The sequence below is a fragment of the Magnetospirillum fulvum genome (assembly GCF_900108475.1).
In the GTDB taxonomy this organism is placed as follows: Bacteria; Pseudomonadota; Alphaproteobacteria; order Rhodospirillales; family Magnetospirillaceae; genus Phaeospirillum; species Phaeospirillum fulvum_A.
The window spans coordinates 1-15,248 of sequence record NZ_FNWO01000003.1 but is presented as its reverse complement, the minus strand read 5'-3'; the positions used below and the strand labels follow the sequence as shown (position 1 = coordinate 15,248).

Below are 15,248 nucleotides of genomic sequence, written 5' to 3'. Positions count from 1 at the left end.
TAGCGACTATGCCCAAAGAAGCGGAAGGCTTTCGCCTCGCTCGCTCCGGGATAATCGCGATCCGGGAGGTTTGAGTCTGGCAGGAGATTAGTACACGCCTTTCGAATTCAGGAAGGCGGCGGCGCGGCGGTCGTCCGACAGGGTGTGGGCGACGATCCAGTCCTGGAGGAAGGTCAGCACCTCGGACTTCTTGTAGCCGACACCCGATGCGACGGCGGCCCGGATCTCCTCCAATTGCGCGAGCAGGCGGGCGTGCTGGGCGCGGTGGCTGCTGGTGTCGCCGTATTTGTAGCGGACCATCAGCGTCTCTTCCTCGCCGAAATGGAAGCGGGCGTAATCGAGCAGCAGCCCAAGCGAATCCGTCACCTCTCCGGCGGGGCAATCGCGGTCCATCAGGTCCAGCACGGAATTGCTGATCTCGAACAGCCGCCGGTGATGGCTGTCGATCCGCTGCACCCCGATCGAGTAATCGTCGTTCCAGCGGATCAGCACCCGGGCATGTTCGCCCGCCTCCATCATTGCCCGCATCCGCTTGGTGGTGGATTCGAACAGCTTCCACCGCACCGAGGGGATGTCGCGCAACGCTTCGGCCGGGACCAGAAAGACCTCGCACGGGTCGATCGCGCGGACCCGCAACAGGCTGGGCGTCGCGAACACCGCCGCCTCCTCGCCGAAATAATCGCCGATCCGCAGCGTCTCGAACATGTGGTCGCCAAGATAGCGCCCGGCGGTGCCGCTCTTGATCATCCCGACCATGCCGGGACCGGGATCAATCGGCCGGTTGCCTTCGAAGAGGCATCGGGTCATCGCCTGGGCGATCCGGTTCAGCGAGCGCGACGACACCACCTCGCCGAACAACGCCGTCCGCAGCAGGAACTCGCGATGCTCCTGCACCCGCGACAGGCCGGGGAAGACGTCGTTGCGGCGGACGAACTCGCTGTAAAGCGAGCAGGGAATCGCCAGCGTCTGGACGAAGCTGGTGGCACGGTAGGTCTCCGACGCCAGCGCCCCGAACAATCCCGACAATTCGCCGATCAACGCGCCCGCCGACAGCACGCTGCGGGTCTCCTGCTCGACCGGGATCATCTCGACGCTGCCTGACAGCACCAGATAGATATGGTCGTTGACGGTGCGTTCCTTGATCAGGATCGTCCCCGGATTGAACGTCACCACCCGATTGTTGAGCAGCACCCGGATCTGGTGGCGCGGAATGCCGGGGAAATAGGAATCGAGCGCCTCGTAGGCGAACGGCCAGATGAAATCGTGGTTCGACGGGATCAACACGTCGATGGTGCCGAACGACGCGGTCGAGCCGATCGCCTTCTGGGCGCGGGTGTTGCGGTGCGAGGTGTGGGCCAGGATGATCTTGCCCGAACGGTCGTCGCGGAAATCGTAGGCGTCGCCATGGATCATCCCGCCGCCGACATCGATCTTCTTGACGTTGGCGGGACGGCGATAGGCGGCGGCGATTCGGTCGTACATCTCCTGATCGATCCCGGGAGCGGCGGGATCGTCGGTGATGAAATCGCGCAGCACCGACAGGCGGCAGATGTCGGCCAGGTGGGAATAGGTACGGTAGCCCCCCTCCCACATCGCCCGGAAATGCATGATCGTCGTCTCGACCGGATGGGGCGAGAATTCCGGCATCACCTCCAGCCCGTCGATCAGGTTCCACTCGCCCTCGGCCAACGGGCAGACGTCGAAATAATCGGCGAACGCCTCCTCTTCGATGCACAACAGCGCGGCGACCTTCTTCGCCACCGCCGCCCGCACCAGCGGCGTCGCGTAATATTTCAGCTTGTGATCCGAGCGGATCAACGTGGTTAGACCGGCGAAATGATCGTCGTGGGAATGGGTGTGGAAAATCCCCTCGATCTCGTTGACGCCGATCCCCAGCGCGTTCAGCGAATAAAGGATGTTGGGACCGGCATCGACCAGGAAGATCCGTCCCTGGAACATCACGATCGAGGCCATGCTGGGGCGGTTGATGTCCCAGCCATCGCCCTCGCCGGAGTGAACCACGGCGAAATATTCGCGCCGCAACTGGTGAAAGCCGAGCGGATAGGGCGGCTCGTAGGTCTCGGACGGCGGCAGGTTGAGATCGACCACCGCCGTCTCGCCCTGATAGGAGAACTGAAAGACGTTGAACAGCATCCGCCGCACCGTGACGCCGTTTCTGATCTCGACCGGATCGGTATCGACGATCCGGGTATCAAGCAGATCGGCGGGATGGCGAATCTGGCCGAAGGCGAATTTCAGCTTCATCCGCATCATGGCATGGGCGGTGACCGGATCGATTCCGGCCTCGACAATCTCGTCCTCGCTGACCAAGCCGTAATTGCCGCGATAGATGTACTGCATCTGCGCCTGGACCTGATCGGCGCTGCCCAGCAGCAACGGCTTGACCCCGGTATTGCCGGGATGGCCGGGCAGAATCATTCCCTGGCGATACAGCATCTGTAGCACCGGGAACTCGGCCAGATTGGAAAAGCTGCCGTTCTGCACCATCGCGTCGGACAGCAAAATCGCGTTGGGGCCGGTTTCGAAGGGAACGCCGTTGATCTCGGTCGAGACGATCAGGCCGCGCTTCATCAGATGCTTGACGACATCGGCGGGACAGCCGCACAGCACGCACAGCCCCGCCTTGGGCACCTCGACCCACCAGACGCCGGTGGTGACTTCGATCTTACGCAATAACGGCATCCCATCCTCCCCGTCCCTTAAGTCCTATATAACACGGGGGATAAGCGGGGCCACCTCCCCGTAAAGGGAGGAAAAAGTATAGGTTTTCACAGCCCCAAATAAGCTTCGCGGACGCGTTCGTCGGCAAGCAGACGGTCGCCCCGGTCGGCCAGGACCACCGATCCCGTCTCCAGCACATAGCCGCGATCGGCGATTTTCAGCGCGGCATAGGCGTTTTGCTCGACCAGGAAGATCGTCGTTCCCGCCGCCTTCAGGCTTTGGACAATCGCGAAAATCTCCGCGACCAGCAGCGGGGCCAGCCCCATGCTGGGCTCGTCGAGCAACAGCAGGCGGGGGGCCGACATCAGGGCGCGGGCAATCGCCAGCATCTGCTGCTGCCCGCCCGACAGCGTCCCCGCCGCCTCGCGCCGCTTTTGCCGCAGGATCGGGAACAGGTCGTACATCCGTTCCAGATCGTGGGCGACGTCCGGGCCGTGGCGGCGATAGGCGCCCAGCCGCAAATTGTCCTCGACCGACATCGGCCCGAACACCTGACGGCCTTCGGGCGACTGGCCGATCCCCAGCCCGACCCGTTGGTCCGGCGGCATGGCGGTGATGTCGGCGCCATCGAAGCGGATCGTGCCGCCGCTGACCGGCTGCACCCCGGACAGACAGCGCAGCAACGTCGTCTTGCCCGCGCCGTTGCCCCCGACCAGGGCGACCAGCTCGCCCTCGGCGATCTCGATATCTATCCCTTTCAGGGCGGGAATGCGGCCGTAATGGCTGGAGAGGCCGGAGAGTTCGAGCAACATCGGTCTTCCCTCCCCTACGCCTGGACGCCGAGATAGGCGGCGATCACCTCGGGATTGGCCCGAACCTCGGCCGGGGTTCCCTCGGCCAGCTTGCGCCCGTAATCGAGGGCGAGAATATGGTCGGAAATCCCCATCACCATCTTCATGTCGTGTTCGACCAGCACCACGGTGACGCCCGAGGCGGCAATCCGCTTGATCACCTCGTCGATCTCGCGGCTTTCGGTCGCGTTCAATCCCGCCGCCGGTTCGTCGAGCAACAAGAGCCGCGGCCGCGCCGCCAGGGCCCGGGCGATCTCGAGGCGCTTCAGCGCGCCATAGGGCATCTGCGCCGCGTCGGCATCGAGATAGCGCGACAGGCCGACGAACTCCATCAGACCGGCGCAGACATCGCGGGCGGCGCGGTCGCGGCGGCGAAGCGACGGCAGGGTCAGCAGAGAAGGGATCAGACGGCGGTCGAGGTGAAGGTGATGGCCGACCATCACATTCTCGAGCGCGGTCATGTTGAAGAAGATCTGGAGATTCTGAAAGGTGCGGCTCATCCCCAGCGCCGCCAGCTCGAACGGCTTGCACCCGGTGACCGGCTTGCCCTGAAACAGCACCCGCCCGGCACTGGGGGCATAAACCCCGGTCATCAGGTTGAACAGGGTGGTCTTGCCCGCGCCGTTGGGGCCGATGATCGAATGAATGGTGCCGGAATCGACGGAAAAGCTCAGATCCTCGATCGCGTGGACCCCGCCGAATTCCTTCGACAGGTTTTCAATTCGCAGCAGGCTCATCGCGTCCCCCTCCCGCGACGGATCAGTCCGATCAGGGTGGGCAGCAGCCCCTTGGGCAGAAAGATCATCGTCCCCATCATGATCGCGCCCAGGATCATCGCCTCGTATTGCTCGAAGCTGGCCAGCATCTGCGGCAACAGGGTCAGGATCACCGCGCCTACCAGCGCGCCGAAGGTCGAGGCCATCCCCCCCAGCACCACCATCGTCACCAGTTCGACCGAATGGAAGAAGCTGCCGATATCCGGGGTGATGAACCCGTTCTTGTGGGCGAACAGGCTGCCCGCGACCGAGGCGAACATCGCCGAGATCACGAACACCAAGACCTTGGTGCCAGACGAATCGATTCCGGCCGCCTCGGCTCCCGCCTCCGACCCATGCACCGCCCGCAAGGCCCGGCCCAGCGGCGAATCGATCAGATTCAACGACAGCCACACCGACAGCAGCAGCACGCCCCCCGCGACCCAATACCAATCCCGCTCGCCCGAGACGGTGAGGCCAAGCACGGTAAAGTCGCCCAGCGCCAGACCGTCGGGACCGCCGGTCAGACCGGATTCGGTCTTCAACACGATATGGATGATGATGCCGATCCCCAGCGTCGCCATCGCCAGATAATGGCCTTTCAGCCGCAGAATCGGCCGCCCCAGCACAAAGGCGGCCAGCCCGACCGCCGCCGCCGACAGGGTCAGCGCCGCCAACGGGGCCAGCTCGAAGCGGCCGGTCAGGATCGCCGAACCATAGGCCCCCAGCGCGAAGAATCCGGCATGGCCCAGACTGATCTGGCCGCCATAGCCGATCAGCAGGTTGAGGCCGATACAGACGATCGCGGCCAACATCGCGTTGACGGCGACATCGTAGAAATAGCCATTGCCAAGGCCAAGCGGCACCAGGGCGATGATCGCGGCGAGAAGGAGAAGCCCGCCGGTGCGGGCGCGAAACAGGGTCATGTCAGACTCGATCGGTGCCGCGTCGGCCGAACAGGCCGCTCGGCATGAAGAACAGCACGAACAAGATGATGATGAAGGCGATCGCGTCCTTATAAGCGGAGGACAGATAGCCCGAGGCCAGCGCTTCGACCAGACCGACGATCAAACCGCCGACGACCGCGCCCAGGCCGCTGCCCAGCCCGCCCAGCACCGCGGCGCTAAAGCCCTTCAGCCCCAGCATGATCCCGGATTCGTAGCTGGTGAAGGTGATCGGGGTGACCACCGCCCCCGCCACCGCGCCCAGCAGCGCCGACAGGGCAAAGCTGGCCAGCAGGACCCGCTTGACCCCGATCCCGACCAATTGCGCCGCCAGCCGGTTGTGCGAGGTCGCCAACATCGCCTTGCCGAACAAAGTGCGGTTGAAGAACCACCACAACAGGGCGATCGCCAGCGCCGAGACGCCGATCACCCACAGACTTTGCGGCATCAGGGTCGCGCCGCCCAGGCTGATCGGAACCTCGCCGGAAAAGGCGGGCAACGAGTGGAATTCCTTGTCCCAGATCACCTGGGCCGCGCCGCGCAGGAAGATCGAGGCACCGATCGTGATAATGACGATGGTGACGACGTCGGCATCGCGGGCCGGTTCGATCGCGAGCCGCTCCAACGCCATCCCCACCAGCATCGCCACCACCAGGGCCAGCGCCACCGCCAGCCACAACGGCGTTCCCGCCGCGGCCAGGGTGGCCGTCGTCATCCCGCCGATCATGATGAACTCGCCCTGGGCGAAATTGATGACATTGCTGGCGTTATAAATGATGGCGAAGCCCAACCCGGCCAGGGCGTAGATCGCCCCGGAGGTCAGGCCAGAGAACAGGTATTGCAGGAATTCGGCGAACATTCTCCCCCCGGCTCAATCAAGCAACACCCAGTCGCCCTTGCGGACTTCTACCATGTGGAACGCCGAGGGGGAGAGACCCATATGGTCGGTCGGCGACATCGAGACCATCCCGGCGGTGCCGACATAGCCCGAGGTCTTTTCGATCTCGTCGCGCACCTTGGCCTTGTCGGTGCTTCCGGCGCGGTTGATCGCGGCCAGCACGATCTGAAGCGCGTCGTAGGGGTGACCGGCGAAGGTCGAGACCTCGGACTTGAAGGTCTTCTCGTACTCGGACTTGAAGGCGGTGACGACCGGCTTTTGCGGATCGGTGGCGGCAAGCTGGGCGGCAACGACCAGACCGGCGGCGGGCAGGCGCACCCCCTCGGCGGCCTCGCCAGCCAGACGGATATAATCCTTCGAGGCGACGCCATGCGACTGATACAGCGGAACCGTCATCCCCAACTGGCGGAAATTACGGGTGACGATCGCCGGTCCCTGGCCCGCGCCGAAATTGAACACCGCCTGGACGCCGGGACTGTTCTTGATTTTGGTCAATTGGGCGGTGACGTCGGGATCCTTGGCGGAATAGACCTCGTCGGCGACGATCTCGATCCCATTCTCGCGGGCCACCGCGACGGTCTGATCGTGACCGGATTTGCCGAACCCGGCATCCTCGGAGATCAGCGCAATCTTGGCGATCCCGCGCTTCTTCATGTCGAGGATGACCTTTTCCGCCGCCATCCGGTCGGTGTGGGGCACCTTGAACACCCACGACTTGACCGGATCAATGATCGGAATCCCGGCCGCCAGCGAGATCAGCGGCACCTTGGCCCGCTCGGCCATCGGCACCGCCGCCATCGTCGTCCCGGTGGTGGTGCCGCCGATCAGCACATCGACCTTGTCGCTGTCGGCCAGACGCTTGGCAAACGTCGCGGCTTTCTCGCCCGCCCCGCCATCATCATAGATGATCAGTTCGATCGGTCGGCCCAGCACGCCGCCGTCGCGGTTAGCGCGTTCGACATAGAGTTCGAGAGTCTTCTTTTCCGGTTCGCCCAGGAACGAGGCCGGTCCGGTCACCGACAGGAACGATCCGATCCGGATCGGATCGGCCGCGATCGCTGCCTCCGCGCCAAGACAGGCCCAGACCGCTCCAACCCCGAGAAGAAACGCCCGCCACCGCACGAAACGACCCATTGCTGCCCCCTTCGCCGAACCGAACCGGCGGAACCGCCCCGCCATTGCGATATCTAGCGGGGGAAACGGGGGAAGGGCAACGGCTTCCACCACGACAGCGCCGCCAAATCCGCACGAGGGCGGCCCTTTCCCCCAGGCCAGCCCAGGATGCGGCCCGACCGCCACTTCCGGCCTTGCATCGCGGGGGCGGTCGTGTATATTCACGCGCTTCAACCCTTGCCGACCCCCAACCGGGGAGCCGGCTATGCTCGTTCGCCCATTGGGGGCGAAGGGGAAGAGAAAAGCCAAAAGGGGTTTTTCATGCCTTTGTACGAAAGCGTGTTCATCGCGCGTCAGGACATCTCCGCCCCGCAGGTGGAAGCCCTGACCGAAGAACTCTCCAACATCATTGTCCAGGGTGGTGGCACCGTCTCCAAGAAGGAATTCTGGGGCCTGCGCAACATCACCTATCGGGTCAAGAAGAACCGTAAGGGCCATTACGTCCTTCTCAACATCGACGCTCCGTCGGCCGCCGTCAAAGAGATGGAACGGCAGATGTCGATCAACGAAGACGTTCTCCGCACCCTGACCGTCCGCGTCGAGGAGCTGGAAGAAGGCCCGTCGGCGATGATGCAGTCCAAGAACAGCCGCGATGACCGCCCGCGTCGGGGCGACGGCGAGGACCGTTCGCGCAGCGACCGTCCGCGTCGCGACGACCGTGAACCCCGCCGGATCGAAGGAGGCGAGTGATGTCCGAAGACAAGACCCAGGAACGCCCGCGTCCCGCCGCCGGCAGCCAGCCGCGCCGTCCCTTCTTCCGCCGCCGCAAGACCTGCCCGTTCTCGGGCGAGGGCGCGCCGAAGATCGATTACAAGGACGTGAAGCTCCTCCAGCGCTTCATCTCCGAACGCGGCAAGATCGTGCCGTCCCGCATCACCGCCGTGTCGGCGAAGAAGCAGCGTGAGCTGGCCCAGGCCATCAAGCGCGCCCGCTTCCTTGGCCTGCTGCCCTATGTGGTGAAGTGAGGCTGACGAGGATGCATCCGGGGCTGGCCAGATCGCTGTGAACAGAACGGTGGGAATCGCGTTGGCGGCAGGCTTGCTGTCCGCGCTGTTGTTCGCATCCCTGTCCGAAGGTCTGGCCATCGGCATGCTGCTGACCTATCTCGCGCCGCTTCCGCTGATGATCGCGGGACTGGCGCGGGGGGCGGCAACAGCCGGTCTGGCCGGTGCGGTGGCCACCATCGCCATCGCCGTCTTGTCCGGGGGAGCGGCTTCGCTGCCCTTCGGACTGGCGGTGGCGGTTCCGGCGGTGATCGTGGCCCGACAGGCTTTGCTGTGGCGGACCACGCCCTCCGGCGCGGTCGAATGGTATCCGCCCGGGCTGGTCCTGGGCTGGCTGACCGGCATGGCGATCGTTCTTATCCTGATCGGGGCCGCCTTGGCTTCGGGACAGGGTGGAACCGATCTCCAGCCCGGCGGTTTGCAGGACTGGGTCTCGGCCACCGTCGGCCGCACCCTCGATCTGCTGACGCCGACGCTCGACGCCACCCAGCGTCAGCAGGTCGCAGAATGGTGGGTGCCGTTCTTTCCCGCCCTGGTCGGCGGGTCGTGGCTGGCAATGACCCTGGTCAACGCCAGTCTGGCCCAGTCGGTCCTGGTCCGGACGGGACACAACCGCAGGCCAAGCCCGGCCTACAGCCGCGAAATGGACCTTCCCAGCTGGCTGGGGGTGGTTCTGGTGACGGCGGTGGCGGTCGGAACGATGGTCGAGGGCGACCTTGGCTATCTCGGCCGCAGCATTGCGGTGGTGACGCTGTTTCCGTTCGCCCTATCCGGGCTGGCGGCGGTGCATGGCTGGGCTGCCGGCCGACCCAATGCGAGGATGCTCCTCGTGGCGGTGTATGGGGTTCTGTTCCTGGTCTCGGCATGGGCCTTGCTGCTCGTGGCCGGCCTGGGACTGGTGAGGTTCGTGACGCGATTCCGCCCGACCGGCGACAGCGGCGGCGGAAAGGAGAAATAACATGGAAGTCATCCTGCTCGAACGCATCGAGAAGCTGGGCCAGATGGGCGACGTCGTCAACGTCAAGCCCGGCTTTGCCCGCAATTTTCTGCTGCCGCAGAAGAAGGCTTTGCGCGCCTCCAAGGCCAATCTGGTCTTCTTCGAAAAGCAGCGTGTCCAGCTTGAGGCCCTGAACCTCAAGCGTCGTGACGAGGCCCAGGCCGTCGCCGACAAGATGACCGGCCTCAGCGTGCTGATGGTCCGTCAGGCCGGCGAAAGCGGCCAGCTCTACGGTTCGGTCAGCGGCAAGGACGTCGCCGACGCGATCAAGGCCGCCGGCTACACCATCGAGCGCCGCCAGGTCAATCTCGACAACCCGATCAAGACCCTCGGCCGCTATGCCGTCCGCGTGTCGCTGCATCCGGAAGTCGCGGTGATCGTCACCATCAACGTCGCCCGCTCGCAGGAAGAAGCCGAGCGTGCCGCCGCTGCCGGTGCCGAGATCGAAGCCCTCGAGACCGAGGACGAGATCGAGGAAGAGATCGTCGACGAGACCGCCGAAGACGCCGAGATCGCTGGCTGATTTCGGGGGCGGATGTCCGCCCGAAGGAATGAAGGCGGCCGGACCTGATCGGGTTCGGCCGCCCTCTTGCCGTTTGCCTGGGCGAATGCTATCGCTCTTCCGTGTTTCGAAGGATAGGGAACGCCCATCATGTCCGTGATGCCCGATAGCTGGATTCGAGAGCAGGCCCACACCAAGGGCATGATCGAACCCTTCACCGAAAAGCTTCAGCGCGACGGCGTGATTTCCTATGGCCTGTCCTCCTATGGCTACGACGCCCGGGTCAGCCGCGAGTTCAAGATCTTCACCAACGTCAATTCGGCGATCGTCGATCCCAAGGACTTCTCGTCCGCCAGCTTCGTCGATCGCGACACCGACGTCTGCGTGATCCCGCCCAACAGCTTCGCGTTGGCCCGCACCGTCGAATATTTCCGCATTCCGCGCGACGTCCTGGTGATCTGCCTGGGCAAATCGACCTATGCCCGCTGCGGCATCATCGTCAACGTCACCCCGCTCGAACCCGAGTGGGAGGGTCATGTGACGCTGGAATTCTCCAACACCACCCCGCTTCCGGCGCGGATCTATGCCAATGAAGGCGCTTGCCAGTTCATCTTCCTGAAAGGTGAGTCGGCGTGCGAAACCTCGTATGGTGACCGCTCGGGCAAGTATCAGGGGCAAGTCGGCGTCACCCTGCCCCGGCTGTAACCGCGATGGACGCCCCGTCGCAACTGGCGGCGATCGGCTTTCTGGCCGATCCGGCCTCTCATGGCGGCGGCACGGTCGAGCGGATCGACACCCACATCTCCACTTTGTTCCTGGTGGGTGAGCGCGTCTTCAAGCTGAAGAAAGCGGTGCGCCTGCCCTTTCTCGATTTCTCCACCCTGGCGGCGCGCCACGCCGCCTGTGAGGCCGAGCTAACGATCAACCGCCGCACCGCGCCCGACCTCTATCTCGGCATCGTCGCAATCACCCGCGAGGCGGACGGGCGGCTTGCCTTCGATGGAGCCGGTCCGGCGGAGGAATGGGTGGTGGCGATGCGGCGCTTCGACCAATCCACCCTGTTCGACCGGCTGTCCGACGCGGGCAAGCTCGATACCGACCGGATCGACGGACTGACCGATGCGGTCGCCGCCTGCCACGCCGCCGCCCCGATCCGCCCGGACAAGGGCGGACGCGCCGGGATCGCCCGGGTGATCGACAGCAACCGCGCCGCGCTGCTGTCCGCGTCTCCAGCGATCCTCGACCCAGCCGAGATCGAGGCGCTTGACGGCGCGACGCGGAACACGCTGGAACGGCTGTCGCCTTTGCTGGAGGCGCGGCGCGAAAGCGGGCGGGTCCGCGCCTGTCACGGCGATCTTCATCTCGGCAATATCTGTCTGGTCGAGAACCGCCCGACCCTGTTCGACGCGATCGAGTTTTCCGACGATTATTCCTGCATCGACCTGCTCTACGACCTCGCCTTCCTGCTGATGGACCTCGACCATCGCGGTCAACGGGGGCTGGCCTGCCGGGTGATGAACCGTTATCTCGACCGCACCGGCGATTACGACGGGGCCACCGCCCTGCCTCTGTTCCTGTCTCTCCGCGCCGCCGTCCGCGCCCTGGTGCTGGCTACCACCGCCGCAGCGGCCGAGGCCGGGCCAGCGCGGGACCGTCAGGGTGCCGAGGCGCGGACCTACCTGAGCGCCGCCCGCGCCTATCTGGCACCGCCGCCGCCGCGCCTGATCGCGGTGGGAGGGCTGTCGGGCAGCGGCAAGTCTCGCCTCGGCCGCGACCTCGCCCCGCTGCTCGGCGTGCCTGGAGCCGTGGTGGTGCGCAGCGACGCGGTCCGCAAACAGCTTCTCGGCGTCCCGCCCGACCATCGGCTGGGTCCGGAGGGGTATGAGGAGTCCGTCACCGACCGCACCTACCGTGCGGTTGAGGAAACCTGCGCCCGCCTGCTGGCCGCCGGTCTGCCGGTGATCGCCGATGCCGTGTTCGCAAAACCGGAACAACGCGCCGCAATCGAGGCCGTCGCCAAGGCCGCCGCCCTGCCGTTTGCCGGGTTCTGGCTGGAGGTCGCCCCCGAGATCGCCGCCGCCCGGATCGTTGACCGGCGGCCCGACGTGTCCGACGCGACGCCCGAGGTGTTGAAGCGCCAGCTCACCTATTCGACCGGCCCGATCGACTGGACCCGGATCGACAGCGGCCAGGACAAGCCAGCCACCCTGGCCGCCGCCCGCGCCTCCCTCGGTTTGTAATACCTCTCCTGCGGCGATGGCGAATTTGCATCGGTGCGGCACCGGCGCATAATGACCCGACATGACTATCGGGGAGGCTAAGATGTCCGCGTTCCGAACCATTCTGGTGCCCGTCGGCGATGCCGGAACCACGGCGGGAGTGCTCGACGCCGCGCTCGGCCTGGGGCGGCGCTTCGGCAGCCATGTCACCGCGCTTCACGTCCGCACCGATCCAGCGCTGGCGGTGCCGCTGATCGGCGAGGGATTGTCGGCAGCGATGGTCGATGAAATGATTTCGATGGCCGAGGCTCAAGCCGCCAAGCGGGCCGAGACCGCCCGTCAATCGTTCGAAGAGGCGCGCCAGCGCTTCGACGCCCCACTGGCGCAGACTCCGGTTCCCGAACTGTCGGCGGAATGGATCGACCTGACCGGACGCGAAGAGGACGAAGTGGTCCGGCGCGGACGGCTTTCCGACCTGATCGTCTGCGGCCATCCCGCCGGAGACGAAGAAATCCCGGCGATGACGACGCTGAACGCCGCCCTGCTGACCGCCGGTCGGCCGTTGCTGCTATGTCCGGCCCGACCGCCGGTCCCGTTCGGCCGCAAGATCGCGATCGCCTGGAACGGCAGCGCCGAAGCCAGCCGTGCCGTCGCCTGGGCGATGCCGTTCCTGCACGAGGCCGAGACCGTCACCATCCTCACCGTCACCGAACATGCTTATGGCGCAGTCGCCGCCCCGGCGGGCGAACTGGCGGCCTATCTGGCCTGGAACGGGATCGCTGCCTCGACCCTGGTATCCCAGGCCCCGACCTCGGCCGCCGCCGCCGAATTGCTGCGTCAGGCCACCGCCAGCGGGGCCGACCTGCTGGTGATGGGGGCCTACACCCACTCGCGCCTGCGCCAGTTGATCCTGGGCGGCGTAACGCGCCATGTGATCGACCGCGCCCCGATCCATTGCCTGATGTGTCATTGACGCGATTCCGGCCGGGCGGCCATTCGCCGCCCGGCCGGGTCAGGCTGACCGCGTCTCGTCTCCTCCCCGCCCAGAAACTGAAATTGGCCGCATGAGTTCTATGTCCAACCCCCGCTAATAATTGGGGATTACAGGGGCATACGCCGCTTCCTCAATTCGTCGCCGTAACCCGGATCAACCCGGCTGAACCAGGGGGCTTTGGCCTCCTGGTTAATTGTGGAGATCGGTTTAACTTGCCTTCACGTTCAGTTTGGTTTTTTCGCTGATGGCCTTGATCGCATCTTTGATAATGCCTCCCCACGGAGCCGAAGCCTCGGTCGGGATATTGGCAAAGGCATTACCGGTCGAGAGGTTCCACGAAAATGCCTTTTCCAGTTCCTCAACCGTCACCTTGCCGTCACGCAGGTGAATAAACAATCTCCCTTGGCGTAGCGCGTGCCTCTTTTCACGAAAACGTTCTGCTTGATCCATTAGCGCCTTGCCATATCGCCACTGGCCAACCGCAAACAAAACCAAGAATCCATAAAACGTAAACGACTTAGCAAATTCCTGAAGAAAGCTCATTATCTCATGTTGTTTTATGACTGAAGCCTTTTCTTTTGTCAGATCTACGCCGACAATATATTTATAGAATTCTTCCTTACTTTCAGATGAGACTCGATTGCCCGACTCCGTCCCGGTATCTCGATGCTCGCACAAAAATTTAATCTCATAAATTTCGCAGAGAACTTTTTTCTCCAATACAGGAACAACATCAAATGTCATATGAAGAGAAACCAATATCGCAAACAGCAGAATACACATTGCAGATGTAAACATCACACGACCACGCTTTATATATTTTTCTGAATCAAGCTCAAGATTCCTGATCGCCTTCTCAACAAATAGGTCTGTCGTTGCAATTCTATACGCCCTAATATCTGCAGAGATTTTTTCTGAATCTTCCGGCGGCTTCTTCTCTTTCTTTTCCTTTAATTCAAAAGATACATTACCGCTTGCGCGAGGGGTCGGATTCCCCAGGAACGCACCAATAGCATCCCAAGCCCCCCCCGACACGTCTGAGGCCGATTCATTGGTTGCAATTGCTGCGGATGAGGGGATCCCAGACCGTCCACTATCCCCCTCAGCAGGGGCTACGTCCGGCTTTACCGATTCAAATAAAAAATCAATCCTGTCAGTCCTTTTATCATCATCATCTTTCTTATCCTCTTGTCCAATCTTCGCTATTTCCTGGTATATTTCGAGAGATTTCTCCCGGTCTATCGCCCGAAGAAGGGCGGCATGCCTGAGTTCCATTCTATAATAGACATCGGATGAAATATTTAGCTGATTAATTTTTTCATCAACTTCACAGAGTCTGTTCAGACGACGCCGATCCACCCACCTGAACACGCCCTCAACATATCTCAGCGGTATTTTAATCATGAATATCAATATATATAATAATATTAAAAATACAGAACACACAAAGAAGCCAACACTCTTTCGCATCATTTTTGATTTTAATGATTTAATTTTTTCAAATTCACTATCAATAGTGAGTGTTCTGTATATTTCAGTTTTAGAAACGGAAACGTCATCAAAATTATTAATTATACGGTCATAAACAGATCTACTCGGCCGGACCCGGGCCACCATAAGCTGAATTGTACGACGAATTAAGACTGCCGCAGCCAAAAAAGACTTCTTGAAATACAACAATATTTTAACAATATCAATTTGTATATTATGATAGAACGCAGTCATATCCCCCCCCGAGAATCGCAATATTATGAACAACGAAATCAACTGTCACCGAAAGTCGCGTCAGGCGATACATTTCACCCAATGTCGATCCCTTCATGAGGGTGCCACAACAATGGATTCGTGTAAAATTAGATTTTTACTGACGGGGTATCTTCTATTTTAAATTATGAGTTGGCCACCGGCCTGTCTGACGATCGCGTCAACGCCGTGATCCCCCCACGGCTGTCCGGTTTAAATTTCTGGACTAGGGTCAGGACTCATAACCAGTAACTGACGGTTGCGGCAATGCAGACCGCCGCCATGAAGTTTTTGGCGAGTCGGTCGTATCTGGTGGCGATGCGGCGGAAGTCCTTGAGTCGGCAAAACATTCTCTCGATGGCGTTACGGTCTCGGTAGAGAACGGGCGAGAAGCAGTTTTTCCAGCGTCGATTGACCTTGGGGGGGATGTTTGGCGCGGCGCCCTTACTCTCGATCTTGCGGCGGACGGCGTTGCTATCGTAGCCC

Annotated in this window: 15 protein-coding genes; 7 read left to right on the top strand and 8 right to left on the bottom strand. The window is 62.5% G+C overall.

Annotated features, from left to right (window positions below; all coding sequences use genetic code 11):
* Positions 1-87 precede the first annotated feature (87 nt).
* From BLW40_RS04135 to BLW40_RS04110, 6 genes are all read right to left on the bottom strand, one after another.
* Complete coding sequence (locus tag BLW40_RS04135) at positions 88-2,703, bottom strand: bacteriohemerythrin (RefSeq protein ID WP_074765863.1); 2,616 nt, start codon at positions 2,701-2,703, stop codon at positions 88-90.
* Positions 2,704-2,789: 86 nt separating this feature from the next.
* Positions 2,790-3,494: an ABC transporter ATP-binding protein gene (locus tag BLW40_RS04130; RefSeq protein WP_074765861.1), complete on the bottom strand. Its 705-nt coding sequence runs from the start codon at positions 3,492-3,494 to the stop codon at positions 2,790-2,792.
* 14 nt (positions 3,495-3,508) lie between these two features.
* A complete protein-coding gene (locus BLW40_RS04125) occupies positions 3,509-4,270 on the bottom strand; it encodes an ABC transporter ATP-binding protein (protein WP_074765859.1) in 762 nt (253 codons plus the stop codon).
* Entirely contained in the window at positions 4,267-5,214 is a 948-nt protein-coding gene (locus tag BLW40_RS04120; RefSeq protein WP_074765858.1) for a branched-chain amino acid ABC transporter permease, read from the bottom strand. The genes BLW40_RS04125 and BLW40_RS04120 overlap by 4 nt, the downstream gene beginning before the upstream one ends.
* A 1-nt stretch (position 5,215) precedes the next feature.
* Positions 5,216-6,091 (bottom strand): branched-chain amino acid ABC transporter permease, encoded by an 876-nt coding sequence (locus BLW40_RS04115; RefSeq protein WP_074765856.1) that lies wholly within the window; start codon positions 6,089-6,091, stop codon positions 5,216-5,218.
* A gap of 12 nt (positions 6,092-6,103) precedes the next feature.
* Positions 6,104-7,264, bottom strand: a complete 1,161-nt coding sequence (locus BLW40_RS04110; RefSeq protein ID WP_074765854.1) for an ABC transporter substrate-binding protein — start codon at positions 7,262-7,264, stop codon at positions 6,104-6,106.
* A gap of 300 nt (positions 7,265-7,564) precedes the next feature.
* On the opposite strand from BLW40_RS04110, the gene rpsF reads away from it, so the two are divergent.
* The 7 genes from rpsF (at position 7,565) to BLW40_RS04075 (ending at position 12,998) form a co-directional block, all read left to right on the top strand.
* Entirely contained in the window at positions 7,565-7,993 is a 429-nt protein-coding gene (gene rpsF, locus BLW40_RS04105) for a 30S ribosomal protein S6 (protein ID WP_021131212.1), read from the top strand.
* On the top strand, positions 7,993-8,268 hold the full coding sequence (rpsR, locus tag BLW40_RS04100; protein ID WP_002728119.1) for a 30S ribosomal protein S18: 276 nt from the start codon (positions 7,993-7,995) through the stop codon (positions 8,266-8,268). The genes rpsF and rpsR overlap by 1 nt, the downstream gene beginning before the upstream one ends.
* A 49-nt stretch (positions 8,269-8,317) precedes the next feature.
* Positions 8,318-9,265: a DUF2232 domain-containing protein gene (locus BLW40_RS04095; protein ID WP_244511044.1), complete on the top strand. Its 948-nt coding sequence runs from the start codon at positions 8,318-8,320 to the stop codon at positions 9,263-9,265.
* Between the two features lies 1 nt (position 9,266).
* The gene (rplI, locus tag BLW40_RS04090; RefSeq protein WP_074765852.1) at positions 9,267-9,827 is read left to right on the top strand and encodes a 50S ribosomal protein L9; all 561 of its coding nucleotides are present in this window, start codon (positions 9,267-9,269) and stop codon (positions 9,825-9,827) included.
* A gap of 129 nt (positions 9,828-9,956) precedes the next feature.
* On the top strand, positions 9,957-10,511 hold the full coding sequence (dcd, locus tag BLW40_RS04085) for a dCTP deaminase (RefSeq protein ID WP_074765850.1): 555 nt from the start codon (positions 9,957-9,959) through the stop codon (positions 10,509-10,511).
* Positions 10,512-10,516: 5 nt separating this feature from the next.
* Complete coding sequence (locus tag BLW40_RS04080; RefSeq protein ID WP_074765848.1) at positions 10,517-12,046, top strand: bifunctional aminoglycoside phosphotransferase/ATP-binding protein; 1,530 nt, start codon at positions 10,517-10,519, stop codon at positions 12,044-12,046.
* Between the two features lie 82 nt (positions 12,047-12,128).
* On the top strand, positions 12,129-12,998 hold the full coding sequence (locus BLW40_RS04075; protein WP_074765845.1) for a universal stress protein: 870 nt from the start codon (positions 12,129-12,131) through the stop codon (positions 12,996-12,998).
* 228 nt (positions 12,999-13,226) lie between these two features.
* Here the strand turns inward: BLW40_RS04075 and BLW40_RS17325 are convergent, their stop codons facing one another.
* Both BLW40_RS17325 and BLW40_RS04065 read right to left on the bottom strand, forming a co-directional pair.
* Positions 13,227-14,744 (bottom strand): hypothetical protein, encoded by a 1,518-nt coding sequence (locus BLW40_RS17325; RefSeq protein ID WP_139305486.1) that lies wholly within the window; start codon positions 14,742-14,744, stop codon positions 13,227-13,229.
* Positions 14,745-15,001: 257 nt separating this feature from the next.
* The coding region (locus BLW40_RS04065) for an IS5/IS1182 family transposase (protein WP_074765839.1) at positions 15,002-15,248 on the bottom strand (247 nt) is incomplete at its 5' end.